4 protein-coding genes are annotated in these 2935 nt (G+C 58.7%); all 4 read right to left on the bottom strand.

Annotated elements, in window-relative coordinates; all coding sequences use genetic code 11:
• Nucleotides 1-127: 127 nt before the first annotated feature.
• A complete protein-coding gene (locus tag JNL55_RS24280) occupies nucleotides 128-1075 on the bottom strand; it encodes a hypothetical protein (RefSeq protein WP_293860277.1) in 948 nt (315 codons plus the stop codon).
• 206 nt (nucleotides 1076-1281) lie between these two features.
• Complete coding sequence (locus tag JNL55_RS24275) at nucleotides 1282-1530, bottom strand: helix-turn-helix domain-containing protein (RefSeq protein WP_293860275.1); 249 nt, start codon at nucleotides 1528-1530, stop codon at nucleotides 1282-1284.
• Nucleotides 1527-1853, bottom strand: a complete 327-nt coding sequence (locus tag JNL55_RS24270) for a hypothetical protein (RefSeq protein ID WP_293860273.1) — start codon at nucleotides 1851-1853, stop codon at nucleotides 1527-1529. Before JNL55_RS24270 ends, JNL55_RS24275 begins: the two co-directional genes overlap by 4 nt.
• Complete coding sequence (locus JNL55_RS37505; protein ID WP_415923157.1) at nucleotides 1853-2188, bottom strand: P27 family phage terminase small subunit; 336 nt, start codon at nucleotides 2186-2188, stop codon at nucleotides 1853-1855. Before JNL55_RS37505 ends, JNL55_RS24270 begins: the two co-directional genes overlap by 1 nt.
• Nucleotides 2189-2935 lie beyond the last annotated feature (747 nt).

The following is a 2935-nucleotide window of genomic DNA, read 5'->3' as shown; positions in this document are numbered from 1 at the left end:
AACGTGTCCAGCTCGAAGACAAGCTGCGCCGTAGTGACCGGTAGGTGTGAGGCATCGAAGGAATATCCTCGCTCCTTCAGAACCCGCAAATCAGCCATCGTGGCGATTTTCTTTCTCACTGCGTTCATTACGGCGACCCTCCAAACGTCACATCGGAAACCCACGCGACGGCCGAGGCCCGGAGTCGTTTCAATCCGAAGAACTGAGTCAGCCTCGTGGCAACACCGTTCGTTTGGAACAGACTGACGGTGCTCTGCGCACCAGGGGCCGTTTCGTCGACCATCTGAAGCACGGCTTGCCTAGAAACATCGGACTCGATTCTTCCGGGGTCATAGGCCACTCCCCCCGCGTTCACGAGCATTATTGCGCGGGCCTCCGGCGAGCCAGGAGCGATCATTGCATCGGTGGGCACGACCTTGATGCCAGCGCTAATTTCGCCCCCATCAAACCGAAGATCCGGGAACAGCGGTGCGTCGAGGCCATTTCGTAGCAACGACATTTGTTTCACCGTTTCTGCTGAGGCCCACAGCCAAAGCGAACTGCCAGCGCCAACGCTGACGGCGGCGGCGAGAGCTTGAATGACCTCGACAGCATCGGTCGGGCCGGAGATCGGGCTGATCGAGTCAGTCAGCACGTCGAACGCCATCCGATCTTGCATCAGGGCGTAGTCCCGCGCACGCTGAGAGTTCAGAGCCCCAGAATACTGGGCACCGAACTTTTCGAATTCATTCGTCAATGCATCGATGTAAACAAGTTTCCGAGGCGCGAGGGCGCTCTCCCCGTCGATGGTCATTCGCGACAGCGGAGTCCAACTAATTTCGCCGCTGTCGATGGCACCTACACCACCCTGACTAACGCGCGCGATCGGCGTTCCAATCGGAATGCGCACTGTGCTACTGCTCATCGCTGCGAGCGCTCCGAAGCTCGCGAGGAAGGAAATGAATCCAGCGCTACCCGATTGCTGGATCGCGAGAGCCGCGTCGTTGCCGAGCGATTGCGGGTTCACTGCTGCCTTAGCAATCGAAATGGCACGGTCGGGAAGACGCATCTGCTCGGCGATAACTTCGATCGGCACGCCGCGTCGTACGGATGCAGCCGCCGCGCGGAGTGCATCGAGAAACTCAATGCCACTATGGCGCGCACTCAGCGCGCTTGATATGGTATCCATGCAAAGCCTCCTAAAGTTGTGTTACTGGTAGGCACACGTACCCCTTGCGGCCCGTGCGCACAAATGCAGCCTCCCTCCTATGGTTAACGGGCGCCAGGACCTAACGGCCGCGATCAGCCACGGTCAGCCACCTCCTGCCGTTGGCGATCCATCCAAACTGCTATATCGGAGAGCGCATATAGCCGCCGCTGCCGTTGTGGCCGCCACGGCGGGCCGTAGCCTTGCTGCCGCCAACCTCGCAGCGTGCGCTCTTCGATATCGAGGATCTGCGCGCATACTTCTGAATCAACTTCATCGGTGAGCAACACACGCAGTCCAGCGCGCTCACACTGCGCACGGAGCGAGTCTGAAGTCGTTTTCATTCGGTACTCTCTCGGTAGTCATCGAGCCTCATCGCTTGCGGTGCGCGCAGTGGAAGGAACGGCGTCTTTCCCTCCGCATGCTTCAGATAGAGATCCGCGACCCCTTCGGCAATCTGCTGTTTCCGGACGGCGCTCGCACTGACAGGGTAAATGCCGCCATTCAGAATCCCGGCCACGATCCTTGGGCGCAGCGCCTTCCACTCCTTCGCGCGCCTCTCTGGCGTCATGTCGCGGAGCTTCTCGGCTGCATCGAGCGCGGTCTCATGTGAAAGCGGGGTTGCCGACTCCTTACTGCCGATTGTTCTACGACGGCGGCGGATCATTACTCGTCCCTCTCAAGCCGAAGAGCTTTTAGGGCGACAAGCATCCGATGACGAGCGTCGCGTGCGATCTTGATGCAAGGGTGAGCAACCATGCCTCGATGCCCGCGCACGACTGGGCCATCCTTATGCACAATTACTTCGGCCTGCAGCGCTGCATCCAATGCGACGCATGCACTCTGGAGCAACGCGAGGCCCGCGGCGTCTGTGATCACGAATTCACGTAGCAGCTTCTTTCGCAATACGTCGCCACTCTCGGGGAATGGCACAGGTTGGGCCGTAGTCTTCGCGCGATGAGCGGCGGTCTTCGCGCGGATTCTTGTTGGTCGTTTAGTCATCTAAGTTCTCCTATCAACGCTTACAGGATTGATTCACTGTTGCCTTAAAACCTTCACCGGGCGAGGGGGCCCCTGTTCATTAGTTGAGTATTCAAGCTCGTAATTACCCCCCGCCGATTGTTGATTTATCAACCTCATTATCAGTATCAACATCAGGCCATCTCTCTGCCCATCGACGGCGAGGTGCGCGACTCGGACGCATGGAAGAGTTGACTGCATAGTTGAAATGATTCTTCCCAAAGCGTTCGAAGCCAGCAGCCTCAAGCTCTGTAGCGAAGCGCTCGCGAGATATTGGGCGCAGCGCCGGCTGTCGCGGCCTGCCGTTGATCTGATCGCTATTGATCAGTTCGTGCGCCGTCTTCGTGACCCACTCTTGGTACTCGGCGTACAGCGCTTGGTCGGTCTCGCATCGAAGCTTGCGAGGATCGGCCTCGTAGAACGAGGGCCAGATCCCATTTGCGTGGCAGAATCGAGCTAGCACTGCTAGGTCACGCTCGGGGCATCGTTTCGGTTGTCGTTTCATAGGAACCTCGATAGTTGAATAGAAAGAGGCGCCGTCGCCGACGTATCGCAAAGCCGACCCTTCGCAGCATGATCGCTGGGGCGGTGCGAACGCGTCTCTGATGGATGGCGACAGCGCCGAAACCGATGAATCCGGAGCGCCGAAGGGCGAAGTCGCGACAGTGCCGGAAGTGCCGGAAGTGCACTGTTTGCCATTTCTCTCCATAGCGACGCTCCTAGGGAATT

The organism is Steroidobacter sp., assembly GCF_016790065.1.
In the GTDB taxonomy this organism is placed as follows: Bacteria; Pseudomonadota; Gammaproteobacteria; order Steroidobacterales; family Steroidobacteraceae; genus Steroidobacter.
The sequence above is the reverse complement of the archived record's forward strand: the minus strand, read 5'-3'. Positions and strand labels throughout refer to the sequence as shown.